Source organism: Citrobacter sp. S55_ASV_140 (genome assembly GCF_018919505.1).
In the GTDB taxonomy this organism is placed as follows: Bacteria; Pseudomonadota; Gammaproteobacteria; order Enterobacterales; family Enterobacteriaceae; genus Citrobacter; species Citrobacter werkmanii.
Genome location: NZ_JAHLQZ010000015.1, coordinates 1 through 17,977, shown reverse-complemented (window position 1 = coordinate 17,977; position 17,977 = coordinate 1). Strand labels below are relative to the sequence as shown.

The 17,977-nt window shown below is 52.8% G+C and carries 20 protein-coding genes; 10 read left to right on the top strand and 10 right to left on the bottom strand.

Going from position 1 to position 17,977, the window contains the following annotated elements:
• Window positions 1-52 precede the first annotated feature (52 nt).
• On the top strand, window positions 53-394 hold the full coding sequence (locus KQJ18_RS04500; RefSeq protein ID WP_003020940.1) for a DUF1971 domain-containing protein: 342 nt from the start codon (window positions 53-55) through the stop codon (window positions 392-394).
• A 29-nt stretch (window positions 395-423) separates the two neighbouring features.
• Here KQJ18_RS04500 and KQJ18_RS04495 read toward each other — a convergent pair whose 3' ends face one another.
• The 3 genes from KQJ18_RS04495 to KQJ18_RS04485 all read right to left on the bottom strand — a co-directional run bounded on the left by KQJ18_RS04495 (window position 424) and on the right by KQJ18_RS04485 (window position 1,985).
• Window positions 424-870 carry a YcgN family cysteine cluster protein gene (locus KQJ18_RS04495; protein WP_216421538.1) on the bottom strand — a complete coding sequence of 149 codons (447 nt, stop codon included), beginning with the start codon at window positions 868-870 and terminating at the stop codon, window positions 424-426.
• A 92-nt stretch (window positions 871-962) separates the two neighbouring features.
• A complete protein-coding gene (locus KQJ18_RS04490) occupies window positions 963-1,622 on the bottom strand; it encodes a fumarylacetoacetate hydrolase family protein (protein ID WP_038641240.1) in 660 nt (219 codons plus the stop codon).
• A 69-nt stretch (window positions 1,623-1,691) separates the two neighbouring features.
• On the bottom strand, window positions 1,692-1,985 hold the full coding sequence (locus tag KQJ18_RS04485) for a YcgL domain-containing protein (RefSeq protein ID WP_216421537.1): 294 nt from the start codon (window positions 1,983-1,985) through the stop codon (window positions 1,692-1,694).
• A 126-nt stretch (window positions 1,986-2,111) separates the two neighbouring features.
• On the opposite strand from KQJ18_RS04485, the gene minC reads away from it, so the two are divergent.
• From minC to minE, 3 genes are read left to right on the top strand one after another with little or no spacing between them, the layout of a single operon-like run.
• Window positions 2,112-2,819 carry a septum site-determining protein MinC gene (gene minC, locus KQJ18_RS04480; protein WP_038641244.1) on the top strand — a complete coding sequence of 236 codons (708 nt, stop codon included), beginning with the start codon at window positions 2,112-2,114 and terminating at the stop codon, window positions 2,817-2,819.
• A gap of 23 nt (window positions 2,820-2,842) precedes the next feature.
• Window positions 2,843-3,655: a septum site-determining protein MinD gene (minD, locus tag KQJ18_RS04475; RefSeq protein WP_038641246.1), complete on the top strand. Its 813-nt coding sequence runs from the start codon at window positions 2,843-2,845 to the stop codon at window positions 3,653-3,655.
• Between the two features lie 3 nt (window positions 3,656-3,658).
• The gene (gene minE / locus KQJ18_RS04470) at window positions 3,659-3,925 is read left to right on the top strand and encodes a cell division topological specificity factor MinE (protein ID WP_003833739.1); all 267 of its coding nucleotides are present in this window, start codon (window positions 3,659-3,661) and stop codon (window positions 3,923-3,925) included.
• 86 nt (window positions 3,926-4,011) lie between these two features.
• Here minE and KQJ18_RS04465 read toward each other — a convergent pair whose 3' ends face one another.
• Window positions 4,012-4,929, bottom strand: a complete 918-nt coding sequence (locus KQJ18_RS04465) for a LysR family transcriptional regulator (RefSeq protein ID WP_038641248.1) — start codon at window positions 4,927-4,929, stop codon at window positions 4,012-4,014.
• Between the two features lie 103 nt (window positions 4,930-5,032).
• Between KQJ18_RS04465 and KQJ18_RS04460 the strand changes: the two genes are divergently transcribed.
• Window positions 5,033-6,118, top strand: a complete 1,086-nt coding sequence (locus KQJ18_RS04460) for a tartrate dehydrogenase (RefSeq protein ID WP_216421536.1) — start codon at window positions 5,033-5,035, stop codon at window positions 6,116-6,118.
• Between the two features lie 384 nt (window positions 6,119-6,502).
• Here the strand turns inward: KQJ18_RS04460 and rnd are convergent, their stop codons facing one another.
• From rnd to KQJ18_RS04435, 5 genes are all read right to left on the bottom strand, one after another.
• Window positions 6,503-7,618, bottom strand: coding sequence for a ribonuclease D (gene rnd, locus KQJ18_RS04455; RefSeq protein WP_038641255.1), 1,116 nt, complete (start codon window positions 7,616-7,618; stop codon window positions 6,503-6,505).
• Between the two features lie 84 nt (window positions 7,619-7,702).
• Window positions 7,703-9,388 carry a long-chain-fatty-acid--CoA ligase FadD gene (gene fadD, locus KQJ18_RS04450; protein WP_123261005.1) on the bottom strand — a complete coding sequence of 562 codons (1,686 nt, stop codon included), beginning with the start codon at window positions 9,386-9,388 and terminating at the stop codon, window positions 7,703-7,705.
• A 204-nt stretch (window positions 9,389-9,592) separates the two neighbouring features.
• Window positions 9,593-10,177, bottom strand: a complete 585-nt coding sequence (locus KQJ18_RS04445; RefSeq protein WP_038641259.1) for a Slp family lipoprotein — start codon at window positions 10,175-10,177, stop codon at window positions 9,593-9,595.
• Window positions 10,178-10,272: 95 nt separating this feature from the next.
• Window positions 10,273-10,968 (bottom strand): tRNA (adenosine(37)-N6)-threonylcarbamoyltransferase complex dimerization subunit type 1 TsaB, encoded by a 696-nt coding sequence (gene tsaB / locus KQJ18_RS04440; RefSeq protein WP_038641261.1) that lies wholly within the window; start codon window positions 10,966-10,968, stop codon window positions 10,273-10,275.
• Between the two features lie 58 nt (window positions 10,969-11,026).
• Window positions 11,027-12,937, bottom strand: a complete 1,911-nt coding sequence (locus KQJ18_RS04435; protein ID WP_110497867.1) for an ATP-dependent DNA helicase — start codon at window positions 12,935-12,937, stop codon at window positions 11,027-11,029.
• 140 nt (window positions 12,938-13,077) lie between these two features.
• Between KQJ18_RS04435 and KQJ18_RS04430 the strand changes: the two genes are divergently transcribed.
• Complete coding sequence (locus KQJ18_RS04430) at window positions 13,078-13,422, top strand: RidA family protein (protein WP_042307863.1); 345 nt, start codon at window positions 13,078-13,080, stop codon at window positions 13,420-13,422.
• Window positions 13,423-13,428: 6 nt separating this feature from the next.
• Here the strand turns inward: KQJ18_RS04430 and KQJ18_RS04425 are convergent, their stop codons facing one another.
• Window positions 13,429-13,608: a YoaH family protein gene (locus tag KQJ18_RS04425; protein WP_043000413.1), complete on the bottom strand. Its 180-nt coding sequence runs from the start codon at window positions 13,606-13,608 to the stop codon at window positions 13,429-13,431.
• Between the two features lie 83 nt (window positions 13,609-13,691).
• Between KQJ18_RS04425 and pabB the strand changes: the two genes are divergently transcribed.
• The 4 genes from pabB to KQJ18_RS04405 form a co-directional block, all read left to right on the top strand.
• Window positions 13,692-15,053: an aminodeoxychorismate synthase component 1 gene (pabB, locus tag KQJ18_RS04420; protein WP_216421535.1), complete on the top strand. Its 1,362-nt coding sequence runs from the start codon at window positions 13,692-13,694 to the stop codon at window positions 15,051-15,053.
• Window positions 15,054-15,056: 3 nt separating this feature from the next.
• A complete protein-coding gene (locus KQJ18_RS04415; protein ID WP_038641269.1) occupies window positions 15,057-15,635 on the top strand; it encodes a CoA pyrophosphatase in 579 nt (192 codons plus the stop codon).
• A gap of 183 nt (window positions 15,636-15,818) precedes the next feature.
• Window positions 15,819-17,183 carry an L-serine ammonia-lyase gene (gene sdaA / locus KQJ18_RS04410; protein WP_038641271.1) on the top strand — a complete coding sequence of 455 codons (1,365 nt, stop codon included), beginning with the start codon at window positions 15,819-15,821 and terminating at the stop codon, window positions 17,181-17,183.
• A 130-nt stretch (window positions 17,184-17,313) separates the two neighbouring features.
• The coding region (locus KQJ18_RS04405; RefSeq protein WP_216421533.1) for a CSS-motif domain-containing protein at window positions 17,314-17,977 on the top strand (664 nt) is incomplete at its 3' end.

The following is a 17,977-nucleotide window of genomic DNA, read 5'->3' as shown; positions in this document are numbered from 1 at the left end:
ATAAGATGTATATTAAATACATCTTATAGATGCCACACGAAGGAGATGTCTTATGTCCCATTTACGCATCCCGGCAAACTGGAAAGTTAAACGCTCTACTCCCTTCTTTACGAAAGACAATGTTCCTGCGGCACTGCTCTCCCACCACAACACCGCTGCGGGGGTGTTTGGACAGCTCTGCGTGATGGAAGGCACAGTAACGTATTATGGCTTTGCCAATGAAGACGCAAAAGAACCCGAAGTGAAAGTAGTGATTAATGCCGGCCAGTTCGCGACCAGCCCACCACAATACTGGCATCGCGTTGAATTAAGTGACGATGCGCAATTCAACATCAATTTCTGGGTTGAAGACGACAACCATGGAGATGAGATGTATCAGGCGAAAAAATCTTAACCCTTAACGCCTGCTAATCGATGGGCGGCTCAGTCCGCCCATGAAGGTTTGTTCAGGATATGATCCTGCCAGTCGCGCACTTCTGATTCTTTTACCGCAATATGACGTACCGAAATACGTTCGCCATGCATTGCCACTTTCGACCCGGTCAGCAACGGATGCCATTCTGGCAACCCTTTTCCTTCCGCCAGCAGACGATAGGCGCAGGTCATCGGCAACCATTCAAAGGTAGGCAGATTATCACGCGTGAGTTTGATGCAGTCCGGCTCGTATTCGAATCGACGTTCGTAGTTACGGCACTGGCAGGTTTTAATATTGAGCTGCTTACAGGCGACGTTGGTAAAATAGATTTCGTCGGTGTCTTCATCCATCAGCTTATGCAGGCAGCATTGGCCACACCCATCACATAATGACTCCCACTCGGCATCGGTCATTTCATCAAGGGTTTTACTTTGCCAGAAAGGTATGTCGCTCATCAGGGTATCCGCTATCGTAATAAAGCTGCACCTTATAACCAGTCTGGCACGCTGATGCAAGTTTTGCCGCCCGAAAAGGCGGCAAGCAGAGATTACAGCACTCGGGTGGTCAGAGTTTGTCCGTGGAAACTGATAGCCAGTTCATCACCACTACTTAACGGTCCAACCCCTGCTGGCGTACCCGTCAGCACCACATCGCCCGCTTTGAGCGTAAAGAAACGGCTCATGTAGGCAATCAAAGGAACAATGGGATGGATCATATCTGCCGTCGAGCCGTGCTGACGCGTTTCGCCGTTTACCGTCAAGCCGAGCATTGTATCCTGCGGATCACCATCAAATTCCGCCACCGGGATAAATCCTGACAGCGGGCATGAATTATCAAAGCCCTTGGCTTTTTCCCACGGCTGACCGGCTTTCTTCATTTTGCCCTGAATATCGCGCAGGGTTAGATCCAGCGCTACGCCATAGCCAGCGATGGCTTTACGCACATGTTCTTCTGTCGCCTGGCGTAAGGTTGCGCCAATCAGTACCGCCAGCTCAACCTCATGGTGAACCGACCCCATATCGGATGGTATCGCCAGCGGCTGGCGCAAATCACACAGCGCAGTTTCCGGTTTGATAAACAGTACCGGCTCTTCCGGGGTGGTTCCCCCCATCTCTTTTATATGGTTGGCATAGTTACTGCCTACGCAAACCACCTTACTCACCGGATAATCCAGCAGAGCACCATGCCAGTTGTGATGTTGATACATTACTTTCCCCTAACGTAGTCATAGATTTCAGGTACTGCATCGATGGAACGTGCTGCTGCCGGATGCAGTTTAACGTTTAGCGTCTGATGTATTTTGTTTGGCCGCTGCCAGATGCTGTTTGAGCAAATCTTCTGGCAGTGGCGGTATTTGTAAATAATAGCCCTGCTCGATTAGCGCCTGTTTTACTTTTTCAAGATCGGCATTAACCAGTTTTTTTCGACCATCAAGCGGCAACATCATTGCCAGCGTTGGCTGACCAAATCCTTTCATCAGTTCTTCAGGAACTCGCGAGAAATCGTCTTTTTTTTCGACATATAAATAAGTCTGGTCACGTTTGCTGCTTCGGTAGATCACACAAAACATATCTTTTACTCTGAATTCACGGAATGGTGGCTTGCCTCAATATAATACTGACTATAACATGCCTTATAGTCTTCGGAATATCACCCCGCGCTGGGGATGATAAATAGCAAATTGAGTAAGGCCAGGATGTCAAACACGCCAATCGAGCTTAAAGGCAGTAGCTTCACCTTATCAGTGGTTCATTTACATGAAGCAGAACCCGAGGTTATTCGTCAGGCGTTGGAAGACAAAATCGCGCAGGCCCCTGCATTTTTAAAACATGCGCCCGTAGTGGTTAACGTGAGTGGTCTTGAAAGCCCGGTAAACTGGTCGGCGCTGCAGGAAGTTGTCGCGTCTACCGGCTTGCGAATTATCGGCGTTAGCGGATGCAAAGACGCTCGATTAAAGGCTGAAATTGACGAAATGGGACTTCCTTTACTGACTGAAGGTAAAGAAAAAGCGCTTCGTCCCGCGCCTGTTGAGGCTCCAGTTCCCGTCCCGCCGCCGCAAAACGTTACTCCCATCACAAAAACACGATTAATAAATGTACCGGTTCGTTCCGGTCAGCGCATTTATGCTCCACAATGTGATCTGATTGTTACAAGCCACGTCAGTGCGGGCGCAGAGCTTATCGCTGATGGCAATATTCATGTTTATGGGATGATGAGAGGTCGAGCGCTGGCAGGCGCAAGCGGTGACCGGGAAGCGCAAATTTTTTGTACCCACCTGACGGCAGAACTGGTGTCTATCGCAGGTGTTTATTGGCTGAGTGATAAAATCCCAGCAGAATTTTATGGCAAAGCGGCACGCCTGCAATTAGCAGAGAACGCTTTGACAGTTCAACCGTTGAATTGATCCCTTTTTAACAAGGAATTTCTATGGCACGCATTATTGTTGTTACTTCGGGTAAAGGGGGCGTTGGCAAAACCACCTCCAGCGCGGCCATCGCTACAGGTTTGGCCCAGAAGGGAAAGAAAACTGTCGTTATTGATTTTGATATCGGCCTGCGTAACCTTGATCTGATTATGGGTTGTGAACGCCGCGTCGTTTACGACTTCGTCAACGTTATTCAGGGCGATGCGTCGTTAAATCAGGCGTTAATCAAAGATAAGCGTACCGAGAATCTCTTTATTCTTCCGGCTTCACAGACCCGCGATAAAGACGCGCTGACGCGTGAAGGCGTCGCAAAAGTTCTGGACGATCTGAAAGCGATGGACTTTGACTTCATCGTCTGCGATTCCCCGGCGGGTATCGAAACCGGCGCGCTGATGGCCCTGTATTTTGCTGATGAAGCCATCATCACCACAAACCCGGAAGTCTCTTCTGTACGCGACTCAGACCGTATTCTGGGTATTCTGGCGTCGAAATCCCGCCGTGCAGAAAACGGTGAAGAGCCGATTAAAGAGCATCTGTTGCTTACGCGCTACAACCCTGGCCGCGTAAATAAAGGTGACATGCTGAGCATGGAAGACGTACTGGAAATTCTGCGAATCAAGCTGGTTGGCGTGATTCCTGAAGATCAGTCAGTCCTGCGCGCGTCTAACCAGGGTGAGCCGGTTATTCTCGACATCAATGCTGATGCCGGTAAAGCCTATGCTGATACCGTAGACCGTCTGTTGGGAGAAGAACGTCCTTTCCGCTTCATTGAAGAAGAGAAGAAAGGTTTCCTCAAACGCCTGTTCGGAGGATAAGTTATGGCATTACTGGATTTTTTTCTCTCGCGGAAAAAGAGCACAGCGAACATCGCTAAAGAGCGACTGCAGATTATTGTTGCGGAACGTCGTCGTAGTGACGCCGAGCCACATTATTTACCGCAGCTAAGGAAGGATATTCTCGACGTTATCTGCAAGTATGTACAAATTGATCCAGAAATGGTCACCGTACAGCTTGAACAAAAAGACGGCGATATTTCGATCCTCGAGCTGAACGTAACATTACCTGAAGCAGAAGAGTCTAAATAACCTTTTGTGTAAATGCGTCATGGTTGCAAAAAAGGCAGATTATTCTGCCTTTTTTAATTTTCGTCCTTTGCCAATCTACAACACATTTATTCCAACGTAAACTTCGGGTAGTTTTCGGCAAAATAGCGGCGCAAATACTCAACGGTAATACGGATTTTTGCCGACGTCGCCAGGCGTGAAACATAAACCGCCCAAATATTTGCTGGTTGATAATACTCAGGCAATATGTGTATCAGATGTCCGCTGGCAATGTTGCCACAGACATCCCACCACGAACGCAGAGCAATTCCCTGGCCGTCAAGACACCATTGATGCACCACTTCGCCATGATTAGATGACAGAGGTCCGGTCACTTTAATTGAGTGAGTCCCCTCTTTATTGCGCATTTGCCAGATACCAAACGGATGGTCACGCTCTTTAATGACCAGACAGGGAAAAGTAGAGAGATCGTTCAGTTGCTTCGGCATTCCATGCTGCGCCACAAACTCCGGCGAGGCGCAAAGAATACGATAGTTAGTCGCCAGTTTACGGGCAATCAGATTAGGTGCGATATCATCCCCGATACGAATATCGAGATCGACGCCCTCATTCACCAGGTCCACCAGACGGTCTTCAACATCGAATCTCAGCTCCAGCTGTGGGTACTCTTTCGCCAGCGCAGACAATGCAGGAGCCACCACCCGGCGGCCAAAACCAAAACTGCTGATAATACGTAACATCCCTTGCGGGATCTGCCTGACATCGGACAGCTCGTCCATCATCTGATCGACATCATGCAGGATCCGCTGCGCCCATTCGTATATCCGCTCCCCCTCTTCCGTGATGGTCACCCGCCGTGTTGTCCGGTGTAATAGCACCACGTTCAGCGTCTGCTCCAGGAGGGCTACACGCTTACTGATATAAGCCGGTGATACACCCAACTCTTCGGCAACGGCGGCAAAACCCGCGCGGCGCGCAACCAGCATAAAGACGCGCAAATCATTTAACAGCGGCAGATTATTCATGATCTGTGTTTTATGTTTCACCAGTTAGGGGGATTAACTATCGTCCAGTCAATTATAGGATGAGGGGAAAGTCAATTTTGATGGCGTACAAGTGAGAGCTGCTATGAAGAAAACCTATCGTATTGCCGCTATCCCCGGAGATGGCATTGGTAAAGAAGTCCTGCCTGAAGGCATTCATGTGTTACAGGCAGCCGCCGAACGCTGGGGCCTGTCGCTTAGCTTTGAACAAATAGAGTGGGCCAGTTGCGAATACTACGCCCATCACGGCAAGATGATGCCGGATAACTGGCGTGAACAGCTGCAATCCTTCGATGCTATCTATTTTGGTGCCGTGGGCTGGCCGGACACCGTCCCGGACCACATTTCACTATGGGGTTCGCTGCTTAAGTTTCGCCGCGAATTCGATCAGTATGTTAACCTGCGCCCGGTGCGGCTGTTTCCCGGCGTCCCTTGTCCGCTGGCGGGCAAACAGCCGGGAGACATTGATTTCTACGTCGTGCGTGAGAACACCGAGGGGGAGTACTCTTCCCTCGGCGGACGTGTGAGCGAAGGTACCGAACACGAGATGGTGATCCAGGAGTCGGTTTTCACCCGTCGTGGTGTCGACCGTATATTGCGTTACGCCTTTGAACTGGCGCAAAGCCGCCCGCGCAAAACGCTAACCTCAGCGACTAAATCAAACGGTCTTGCCATCAGTATGCCCTACTGGGACGAGCGCGTCGAAGCGATGGCGGCCAACTATCCAGAGATCCGCTGGGATAAACAGCATATTGATATTCTCTGCGCCCGCTTTGTGATGCAGCCGGAACGTTTTGACGTCGTGGTCGCTTCCAATCTGTTTGGCGATATTCTCTCCGATCTCGGTCCGGCCTGTACCGGTACAATTGGCATTGCGCCATCAGCCAACCTAAACCCGGAACGCATCTTCCCGTCCCTGTTCGAGCCGGTACACGGTTCAGCCCCTGATATCTACGGTAAAAATATCGCCAACCCAATCGCGACAATCTGGGCTGGCGCGATGATGCTCGACTTCCTTGGTCACGGTGATGCCAACTATAAGGCCGCCCACGACGGCATTTTGGCGGCAATTGAGCAAGTTATTGCCAGCGGCCCGAAAACGCCAGATATGAAAGGTAACGCCACCACACAGCAGGTTGGTGAGGCCATTAGTCGGGCATGGCGCCTTTAAGCTTCGTGCCATTAAAAACGGGAGCACCCGGCTCTAATACCGATCAGTTAAGCATGTATGGAGAACATGTGATTCTTACTCAGGATTCCGTTCACCTCAGCGCTGTCATTTCTTGAAACGCAGTTACCCGTGAACGGGCAAGGGAGGCTCACCGCCTCCTCCCTTGCAACCCAGGCTCCCGGCGGGATTGTAAAGGGCGTGGCGGAGAACGCCCTTTACACGCTCACAGGAATCAGTATCTCAGAGAAACGATGAACATGAGGTGAACGGAACCCTTTCTCTGATATTGCATGTTCATTACTTCCGCTAATACTGGTTGATGCTTTCTGATACTGAGACGCTAACTGACTAGCATTAAAGCATCCGGTTCCCGTTTTAGCTTGCTTACTGCGGATACTCCAACAGCAGCGCGTTAAGACGCTCAGCCATCAGTTCGCCACGCCAGCCGGAAATCAGCTCAGGCAGGGATTGCTGCGGCTTTAATTTCCAGTGCCAGTTAAGCAACTGGTTGATCTGGCGGCGTGAAGCCAGCAGCTCGACGCTGAGATTTTGCTCCGCACTGACTTCGGCAACCAGCGCCTTAATGGCTTTGAACGCCTTGCGGTAGCCTGGCATATCCATCAAATTCAGTAGCGGTTGCGGCAGCGACGCCTCCGGTAAAGCCTGCGCTTTCTCGACAAGGGAAATCAGCGTCTTGCCGTGGAAGCGAATTTCGCTGCCGGACAGCCCCAGGCTGTCCAGTTCGCCCAGACTACCCGGCATATAACGCGCCACCGCCCATAAGTGTTCTTCACGCACCACGAAGTTTACCGCCAGATCGCGCTCGCGCGCTTTACGCAGTCGCCAGTCGGCAAGCAGTTGCAGACAGGCCAACTGACGGGTACGCAGTTGCCAGGCGTTGGTGATCTCGCGCCAGGCATCCTCGGGCGCCAGAATCTCCTGGCGACGCTGCTGCATTAAGCGACATTCGTCCAGCGCGGCGGGCAGCCAGCCGCTGGCTTCGGTTTCAGCCATCAGCGTTGTGGTGATCGGTAACAGATACCAGACGTCAGCCGCCGCGTATTCACACTGACGCTCGGTCAGCGGCCTGGCCAGCCAGTCGGTACGGGATTCGCTTTTGTCCAGGGCTATGCCGGTAAACTCTTCCACCATCGCGGCAAACCCCCACGACAGCGGACGACCGCAAAAAGCGGCGAGGATTTGCGTGTCAATCAACGGCTGCGGGAGTTCCCCAAAGGCATTGAGAAACACCTCCAGATCTTCACTACCGGCATGCAGAAACTTAGTTATCGCCGTATCACGTAAAATATCACGTAGTGGCGACCAGTCAGTGATCCCCTGTGGGTCAATCAGAGCAACGTGTTTGCCATCAAACAGCTGGATCAACCCCAACTGCGGATAATAGGTACGCGTGCGAACAAATTCGGTATCCAGGGCTATCGCCGGAAATTCACGGACGGCTTCGCACAGCGTGGCCAACGCGTCGTCCGTAGTGATCATTTGATAATTCAAATCGTGCTCTCTTAGGTTTACGCCAAAAAAAACGCCGGATTACCCGGCGTTTTCTGCTGGCTGACTTAACGCTCAGCCTTTATTGTCCACTTTGGCACGTGCTTCGTCACGTAATTCTCGTCGCAAAATCTTTCCAACGTTAGATTTTGGCAACTCATCACGAAACTCCACCAGCTTCGGTACTTTATAGCCCGTCAGATGGCGACGACAAAAAGTGACCAGCGCCTCTTCGGTTAGCGAGGCATCTTTCTTCACCACGAAGATTTTCACCGCCTCACCGCTGCTGCCCGATGGAACGCCAACCGCAGCGACTTCCTGTACGCCAGAATGTTGCATCACCACGTCTTCAATTTCATTCGGATAAACGTTAAAGCCGGACACCAGGATCATATCTTTCTTACGATCGACAATCCGCAGGAAGCCTTCATCATCCATCACCGCAATATCGCCAGTGTGCAACCAGCCGTCTTTGACGATTTCATCAGTCGCATCCGGTCGCTGCCAGTAACCCAGCATCACCTGCGGACCTTTCACGCACAGTTCGCCCGGCTCTCCCGGCGGCACTTCGTTATCGTCGTCATCCACCAGCTTGACCTCGGTGGAAGGAACCGGTAAACCGATACTGCCGCTGTGGTAGTCGATATCGTGAGGGTTAACACTCACCAGCGGAGCGCACTCCGTCAGGCCATAGCCTTCCAGCAGATACTGACCCGTCAGCTTCACCCAACGCTCGGCCACCGCCTGTTGAACCGGCATGCCGCCGCCTGCAGAAAGATGCAGTGAGGAGAAATCCAGTTGCTGGAACTCTTTGTTATTCAGCAGCGCGTTAAACAGCGTGTTGACGCCAGTCATTGCGGTGAAGGGGTATTTCGCCAGCTCTTTGACCAGTCCCGGAATATCGCGCGGATTCGTAATCAGCAGGTTTTGACCGCCCAGCTCAATAAACAGCAGGCAGTTCATTGTCAGCGCGAAAATGTGATACAGCGGTAAGGCCGTTACCACCAGCTCTTTACCCGGATGCAGCAACGGTCCGTAGGTGGCGTTAACCTGCTCAAGGTTAGCCAGCATGTTGCGGTGCGTGAGCATCGCGCCTTTCGCCACACCGGTTGTCCCGCCGGTATATTGCAGGAACGCCAGATCCTCCGACACCACTTCAGGCTTCACATACTGCATGCGATAACCGTTTTGCAGCGCACTGCGAAACGAGATGGCATCCGGCAGGTGATATTTTGGCACCAGGCGCTTAATGTACTTCACGACAAAGTTAACCAGCGTCCCTTTGGCGGTAGAAAGTTGATCGCCCATACGCGTCAGGATCACGTGTTGCACCGACGTTTTATCGACCACCTTCTCCAGCGTGTGAGCAAAGTTAGACACGATGACAATCGCCGACGCGCCGCTGTCATTGAGCTGGTGTTCCAGCTCGCGAGGCGTGTACAGGGGGTTCACGTTCACGACGATCATGCCAGCACGTAAAATCCCAAACAGGGCGACCGGATATTGCAGCAGGTTCGGCATCATCAGCGCGACGCGATCGCCCTTTTTCAGCCCGAGCCCTTGTTGCAAATAGGCCGCAAACGCCCGGCTGCGCTCTTCAAGCTTGCGGAAGGTCATCACCTCCCCCATGTTTACAAACGCGGGCTGATCGGCATAGCGCCTTACTGAGTGTTCAAAGAGTTCCACCAGGGATTGATAACGGTCAGGATTGATCTCCGCAGGGACACCAGCGGGATAACGGTTAAGCCAAACCTTTTTCAATACATCACCTCTAAAATGCATATTCGTCGTCATCACAACCCCAGGCAATAAACAAACTGTTAACATAATATTAACTCAGCGTACCAGTTTGTTTATTACACAACGACAAGGTTGCGAAGCACGTCACTATTTATTTTTCTTATATCCACATTAATGCAGAAACAGCGGACGAGCCGCTGTTTCTTTTACTAATAAAACAAAGAGTTACTCAGTTACTATGGTCTGAACCTGTGCCGGACCGGGATTGTACCATCCCCATCCGCCGTAGCCACCGTAAGGCCAGCCACGCGCGCCGTAGAACCAGGGGTCGATCGGCTGAGGCGGCATAACAATCTGCTGAGTAATATGCCAGCGTTTATAACCGGTTACCTGCATCAGCATGAATTTATACGGCGTACTGCCAATTTTTCCGTCCACTGTTCCGCTAATCGGACCGACGACGGTAACCAGTTGACCACGAAAATCCACCGGGTCGAGAAAGCCGTTTACATCGGCAAAAATTCGTCCGCGAGAGGCTTCGCCCAGCACGGGGCGCGCCCCGCTATCGAGAGGAACCGTGGCAATTTCCAGACGGGATTTCCCCTGCTGGTTCTGAATATCCACCACTTTGCCGCCGAAACGCGCTTCCTGTCCGACATAAAGCTGCGGCGCATTCATCACCCGCACCAGATCCTGCTGTGGCGTAGGGCTTGAGCCTTTAATCGCATCCGGGATGGTAACGCAGCCGCTTAGCATTAACGCCAATACGCCCGCCAACACACCTTTCACTACCTGCTTTTGCACCGCCATATTGCGACTCCCTCTTCTTAGCGCCTGCCCCGGAAAATTCACCGATGCGGGTCACTGACGACTGCGCGAATTAACCGGGGATGTACTACTAAGATTCATTCTTTACCGGGAAGTTTCTTCCACGCCACGGTGTTACGTAAATAAACCGGTTCAGCATGTTCAACGGCCACAGTCTTACCGGCAGCCAGCAATTGCGTGGCGACAGGCAGCATGTCTTCAGCCGCCGGCAGCAGAACAGCGCCATCGCTCAGCGTCAGGCCGCTGTCTTTACCCAGTTCAGGCCAGGCAGGCCACCCAGTTCCGACAGTGACCCATTCGCCAGACAGTTGCAGCAAGCGTTCATGTACTTGTTCAGGCGTTAACACGGCTTCGGTTTCTTCACCGCGCCAGATGCCATTTTCATCACGCTGGTATTCGGCCCAGTAAACCTCGCCCATTCGCGCATCAATCGCCGCCAGCACGCGGGTGGCGCCAGACTTACGCCAGGCCCCCTGTGCCATGGTCGCCAGGGTAGAGACGCCGATCATCGGCAAATTCGCGCCTAACGCCAACCCCTGAGCAATGCCAATCCCGATACGTACGCCGGTGAAACTGCCTGGGCCGCGACCAAACGCCAGGGCGTCGATATCGGATAAGGCTAATTCGCCAGCGGCCAGGATCTCCTGGACCATCGGTAAAATTCGTTGGGTATGTTCTCGTGGGCAAAGCTCGAAATGAGCTTTGATAGTACCGTCATTCCACAGGGCAACAGAGCACGCCTCTGTGGCGGTATCGATAGCCAGAATTCGCATGGGTGTTTGTGATCAGATCAATAAATTTGGCGCGCATCTTACCACACTCCGTAACAAATTACTCAGTCGATGGTATGGCAAGAAAACGGACAGCACGCGCAATGTCACGCGTGCGCGGCGCAGGCGGAAGACTCGCCAGGAAGGTAGCGCCGTAGGGTCGCATCACCAGGCGGTTGTCGCAAATGACCAGCACGCCGCGATCGTCTGCGTCACGAATCAGTCGTCCTACCCCCTGTTTCAGGGTGATTACCGCATCCGGGAGTTGAACCTCGTCGAAGGGATCGCCGCCGCGCAGGCGACAGTCTTCCATCCGGGCTTTTAACAGCGGGTCATCCGGCGAAGTGAACGGAAGTTTATCGATAATGACCAGCGACAGCGTATCGCCACGCACGTCTACCCCTTCCCAGAAGCTGCTGGTAGCAACCAGTAACGCATTACCTGCGCTGACAAACTGCTGTAACAGTTGCCCTTTACTGGTTTCGCCCTGCAACAGGACCGGCAGCGTCATGGTGGCGCGGAATTGTTCTGCCAGATCGCGCATCATCGCGTGTGAGGTACACAGCATAAAGCAGCGACCGTTGTTTGCTTCAATAATGGGACGCAGCATTGACGCTAACTGGCGCGCGGCTCCCGGCTGGTTGGTTTGCGGGAGATTACGCGGCACGCAGAGCAGCGCCTGACGCGTGTAATCAAAAGGACTCGGCAACAGCATCGACTCGGCGTCATCTATGCCCAGCCGCGCAGTGAAATGATGAAGGTCATCGTTTACCGACAGCGTCGCGGAGGTAAAAATCCAACAGCCCGGCTTTTGTTCCATCACTTCTTTGAATTTATCCGCCACGGTGAGCGGCGTTAGCGCAAGAGTGAAATGGCGGGAGGTGCATTCATACCAATAGCTGAAGCCTGGCTGGTTAATCTCTTTCAGGCGCTTCAAACGGGCGCGATAAAGCGTGGCACGCTCAAACGCAGCATCCAACAACGCCGAACGTCCAAGAGACAGTTTCGCCACATCGTAACACAGCTCCAGCGTGTCATCGAGCAACAAAAACGCGCGCTGCACACGCTGGTCAGCCAGCAGTTCGCGCAGATTGCCGCGATAGCCCGGCTCGCCAAGTTGCAGGCGGAAATCCTGCGCGCTTTGCGCCAGGCGATCGGCGCACTTCTGCAACTGCTGAGTGTCTTTCAGCTCGGTGCGATAGGCAATGGTGATGTCTTTCGCCAGGTCTAACAACTGACGACTGGAGAGCGATTGGCCAAAGTACTGGCTGGCGATATCCGGTAACTGATGCGCTTCATCGAAGATCATCACTTCAGCTTCGGGGATCAGTTCGCCAAACCCGCTCTCTTTCACCACCATATCAGCGAGAAACAGATGGTGGTTGACCACAACCACATCTGCCTCCATCGCATTTTTACGCGCTTTAACGACAAAACACTCTTTGTACAGCGGGCAGTCGCTGCCCAGACAATTGTCGTTGGTGCTGGTGACCAGCGGCCAGGCCTGAGAATCTTCCGCCACGCTGACGCAGGTACTGATGTCGCCATCAAGGGTTTGATTTGACCAGGAGCGCAGCAGAATGACGTCGCTTAAGGTTTGTACCGGCAGGTCGCCGCCCGCCAGCGCCTGCTGTTCAAGGCGTTCCAGACACAGATAGTTGGAGCGCCCTTTCAGCAGCGCCAGTTTGCCGGTGAATTCCAGCGCCTTTGCGACAGTCGGGAGATCGCGGCTATAAAGCTGATCCTGCAATGCTTTCGAACCGGTAGAGACGATGACTTTTTTACCCGCACGCAACGCAGGTGCCAGATAAGCGTAGGTTTTACCCGTTCCGGTTCCGGCTTCTACAACAAGCGGCTGTGATTTTTCAATGGCATGGCTAACGGCGAAGGCCATCTGCCGCTGTGGTTCACGCGGTTTAAAACCCGGTATCGCTTTAGCCAACTGACCGTCTGCTGCAAAATCGTCCGTCACACTGCCCCCTGTTCATTTGAACAGGGATTATGTCAGGCCAGCGGGTCTTTCGCCAGTTGAAGAGGTGACGTAGGCACAACATTATGGCAGTCTTGGCGCAACCTGAAGCCATTATGAAAAACGTAAATGAGGAATGATTTATGACAATTGTGCGCATTGATGCCGAAGCGCGTTGGTCCGACGTGGTTATCCATAACAACACGTTGTATTACACCGGTGTACCGGAAAACCTGGATGCAGACGCCTTTGAACAAACGGCGAATACGCTGGCGCAAATTGACGCAGTTCTGGAAAAACAGGGCAGCAACAAGTCACGTATTCTTGATGCCACCCTTTTTCTGGCAGATAAAAGTGACTTTGCCGCAATGAACAAAGCCTGGGACGCGTGGGTCGTTGCCGGTCACGCGCCGGTACGTTGTACGGTCCAGGCCGGGTTGATGAACCCGAAATACAAAGTAGAGATCAAGATTATCGCTGCGGTGTAAGCGACGTTACTCGTCTTCATCTTCGAAACGCGCCACGATCCGCTCGCCGGTATGGGTGGCGCGTAACTCTTCAGCAACCAGAGCAATCGCTTGTCCGCTGCTCATCCCTTGCGACATCAGTTCCTGAATACGCTCGACTGCTTTTTGCTGCTGCTCATGACTGAGTGAAGGTAAACCTGCAAACATTGTTAACTCCTGCTAAATTGTCTGCGCTAATTATTTCATGCTACCGGGCGGTTAGCCAGTAGAGTAGCAACGAGTCAGGACAGATGAAGACGTTATCTCCCGCAGTAATCACATTACCCTGGCGTCAGGACGCCGCTGAACGCTATTTTTCGACCTTAAGCCATCTCCCCTGGGCGATGCTGTTGCATTCGGGTCATGCTGACCATCCACATAACCGTTTTGATATTCTGGTGGCGGATCCCGTCGCCACGCTGGTTACGCGCGCAGAAGAAACCGTTGTCTATGACGGACACGCAACTGTACGCACGCTTGATGACCCAATGACGGTATTACATTCAGCGCTCAGCGCACGGGGGATTCACCCTAGCTATCACCCCAATCTGCCGTTTCAGGGCGGCGCGTTAGGTCTGTTTGGCTACGATCTTGGCAGAAGATTTGAATCGCTGCCCACGATTGCCACGCGCGATATTGCCCTGCCGGATATGGCCGTCGGCATTTACGACTGGGCGCTGATTGTCGATCATCAGTTGCAGACCGTATCCCTGCTCAGCCATACCGATGTCGAAGCGCGGCTGCAATGGCTCAACGTGCAACAATCATCAAAACGTGAGCCATTTACATTAACCTCGGCGTGGCAGTCCAATATGAGCCGTGCCCAGTACGGCGAAAAATTTCGCCAGGTCCAGAGTTATCTGCACAGCGGCGACTGTTATCAGGTCAACCTTGCTCAACGTTTTCAGGCGCATTATCAGGGCGATGAGTGGCAGGCATTTGTACGACTCAATCACGCTAATCGTGCGCCGTTTAGCGCGTTCATTCGTCTTGAGGAAGGCGCAATCCTCAGCCTTTCACCCGAACGGTTTATTCTGTTGGAAAGCCCGCACATCCAGACGCGTCCTATTAAAGGGACGTTGCCAAGACGTGAAGAGGCTGATGCCGATCGTGAGCAGGCCCAACTGCTGGCGAACTCACCGAAGGATCGTGCGGAAAACCTGATGATCGTCGATTTAATGCGCAATGACATCGGTCGCGTTGCCGTGCCGGGTTCGGTACAGGTTCCGGAGCTGTTTGTAGTCGAGCCGTTCCCTGCCGTTCATCATTTAGTCAGCACCATTACCGCACGTTTGCCGGAATCTTTGCACGCTACCGACCTGCTGCGCGCCGCCTTCCCCGGCGGCTCCATTACCGGCGCGCCGAAAGTGCGGGCGATGGAAATTATAGATGAGCTGGAGCCGCACCGACGTAATGCCTGGTGTGGCAGCATTGGTTACCTGAGCTTTTGCGGCAATATGGACACCAGCATCACCATTCGCACACTGACGACGACGGGCGGACAGATTTACTGTTCAGCCGGTGGTGGCATTGTGGCGGACAGTCAGGAAGACGCGGAGTATCAGGAAACATTTGATAAAGTGAATCGTATTTTGCACCAACTGGAGAACTGACACGTGGAATACAGCAGCCTGACGCTTGATGATTTTTTATCGCGCTTCCAACTCCTGCGCCCGCAGGTTAACCATGCCGCGTTAAACCAGCGCCAGGCAGCCGTACTGATCCCCGTCGTCCGCCGACCACAGCCGGGGCTGCTGCTAACCCAGCGATCCGTTCATCTACGCAAACATGCCGGCCAGGTCGCCTTTCCCGGCGGCGCGGTGGACAGCACCGATGCCTCGTTGATCGCCGCAGCCCTTCGCGAGGCGCATGAAGAAGTGGCCATTCCGCCGTCATGCGTTGAGGTGATCGGCGTACTGCCGCCGGTCGACAGCGTCACCGGTTTCCAGGTTACCCCGGTCGTCGGCATTATCCCGCCTAATCTGCCGTATCGCGCCAGTGAAGATGAGGTTTCCGCGGTGTTTGAAATGCCGCTGGCGCAGGCGTTACATTTGGGGCGTTACCATCCGCTCGATATTTATCGTCGCGGTGATTCTCATCGCGTGTGGCTTTCGTGGTATGAGCAATATTTCGTCTGGGGAATGACCGCCGGGATAATTCGTGAGCTGGCTCTGCAAATTGGCGTCAAGCCCTGACTATACTTATCTTTACGCACGCCATAGACAACTTGAAACTCAGGTCACAACATTAGTAAAACCGCGGTTATCTATTAGTTTAATTCATGTGAATAGTTAAGCCGATCGCCGCGTTCCCTCTTACACTATGCGCAGTTATAACATCGTTACTGGAAAGCCCAGTCGCCCTGTAGGAGTATTATCGTGATTAGTCTATTCGACATGTTTAAGGTGGGGATTGGTCCCTCATCTTCCCATACCGTAGGGCCTATGAAGGCGGGTAAACAGTTCGTCGATGACCTGGTCGAAAAAGGATTACTGGACAGCGTTACTCGTGTCGCCGTCGACGTGTATGGTTCACTGTCGCTCACGGGTAAAGGTCACCACACCGATATCGCCATTATTATGGGTCTGGCGGGCAACGAGCCTGCTACCGTAAACATTGACAGCATTCCCGGATTTATCCGCGATGTAGAAGCGCGTGGACGCCTGCTGCTTGCACAGGGTCAGCACGAAGTGGATTTCCCGCAGAATGATGGCATGCGTTTTCATAACGGCAACCTGCCGCTGCATGAAAACGGCATGCAGATCCATGCGTATAATGGCGAAACCGTCATTTACAGCAAAACGTACTACTCAATCGGCGGTGGATTCATCGTTGATGAAGAACATTTTGGTCAGGATACCGCCAATGAGGTCAGCGTACCTTATCCGTTCAAATCCGCCACTGAAATGCTGGAATACTGCAACAGCACCGGCCTGTCCCTCTCTGGCATGGTGATGCAGAACGAACTTGCTCTGCACAGCAAAAAAGAGATTGAAGAGTATTTTGGCAACGTCTGGCAAACCATGCAGGCCTGTATCGATCGTGGGATGAACACCGAAGGCGTTCTGCCTGGGCCGCTGCGCGTTCCGCGTCGCGCCTCTGCCCTGCGTCGTATGTTGGTCTCCAGCGACAAGCTCTCCAACGATCCGATGAACGTGATCGACTGGGTGAACATGTTTGCGCTGGCCGTTAACGAAGAAAACGCCGCGGGTGGTCGCGTTGTCACAGCGCCAACTAACGGTGCCTGCGGTATCGTGCCTGCGGTCCTGGCCTATTACGATCATTTCATTGAGTCCGTCAGCCCGGATATCTACACCCGCTATTTCCTGGCGGCCGGCGCGATTGGCGCGCTGTACAAAATGAACGCATCTATCTCCGGTGCTGAAGTCGGCTGTCAGGGTGAAGTTGGCGTGGCTTGTTCTATGGCGGCTGCCGGTCTGGCTGAGCTACTGGGTGCAAGTCCTGAACAGGTGTGTGTTGCGGCAGAAATCGGTATGGAGCATAACCTCGGTTTAACCTGTGACCCGGTTGCCGGTCAGGTACAGGTTCCGTGCATCGAACGTAACGCCATTGCTTCCGTAAAAGCTATCAATGCCGCACGCATGGCAATGCGCCGAACCAGTGCGCCACGCGTTTCACTGGATAAAGTCATTGAGACCATGTACGAAACGGGTAAAGACATGAACGCCAAATACCGCGAAACGTCCCGTGGTGGTCTGGCAATCAAAGTTCAGTGTGACTAATACTTAATTTTCGCCCATCTGCGACGGATGGGCGAATTTATCTCCCCTTCCTCGTCTACTGTAATTTTCCCCACTACACTTGCTCTGTTGCTTTTGGCTTTTGTGACCAACGGCTTATCGGGCGGCCCGCATGCATACAGCACAACGGATCATTAAAAACTATCGCCGGAATCGCTTATTTGTTTGCACCCTATGTGCCCTGGTAACGCTTATCCTCACGTTAACGGTCCGATTTATTTCGGAGCGTAATTTAAATCATAGAAATACCGTAACCTTTGCCAACCACGCGGTTGAAGAGTTGGATCACGTGCTTTTGCCCCTTCAGGCCGGACGAGATGTGCTGTTGCCGTTGATTGGTCTCCCCTGTTCAGTCGCGCGTTTACCGTTGAGCAAGCATGCTGCCAGGCTGCAAACGGTACGCTCTGTCAACCTGGTTAAAGATGGGATTCTGTATTGCTCCAGCATTTTTGGTTATCGCAATGAGCCTGTTCGTCGACTGGAGCCTGAATTACCAAGCCAGGAGTCGCTACTGCTGTTATCAACCGACCATTCGATAATTAAAGGCAGTCCGATTCTGACACAATGGTATCCATCCTCTGCCGATGGTGAAGATGGCGTGCTGGAAATCGTCAACATTGAGTTATTATCATCCATGTTGCTTGAGCCACAACTGCCGCAGATCACCCATGCCAGCTTAAGCGTCGGCAATCGCCATCTGCTCTACGGACAAGGTGTTGTCGATACGCTACCTGAACTAAAGAATGAAAAACGCTACCAGCTCTCATCACAGCATT